Genomic DNA, 259 nt, shown 5'->3' with positions numbered 1-259 from the left:
GTGCCCGAGCGCATCGCAATCCGCACGCAGCTCCTGCTCGGGACCGGGCTCGCGGCTGTCGATTTCCGGGACCCTGCCGGTGGTGTTATTGACGCCCCGCGTCACCTTAATTGCGGCGCTCTCCAGCTGATCGGCACTATAAGCAGAGGTCTTAAATTCCTAAAAACCCAGTTCGGGAATTTCATGCAGAAAAGGGTAATGCTCTAAGACGGTCGACACCGCTAAGCTCCTGACAAGTGAAGGCAAGCCTCAGCATCGC

At 57.5% G+C, this 259-nt stretch carries 1 pseudogene; it reads right to left on the bottom strand.

The features are described 5' to 3' along the window. A pseudogene (locus KVT28_RS27955) lies at window positions 1–219 on the bottom strand (amidohydrolase); the annotation flags it as partial. Window positions 220–259: the final 40 nt, after the last annotated feature.

This window comes from Pantoea sp. GbtcB22 (assembly GCF_019091025.1).
Lineage (GTDB): Bacteria > Pseudomonadota > Gammaproteobacteria > Enterobacterales > Enterobacteriaceae > Pantoea > Pantoea leporis.
The sequence above is the reverse complement of the archived record's forward strand: the minus strand, read 5'-3'. Positions and strand labels throughout refer to the sequence as shown.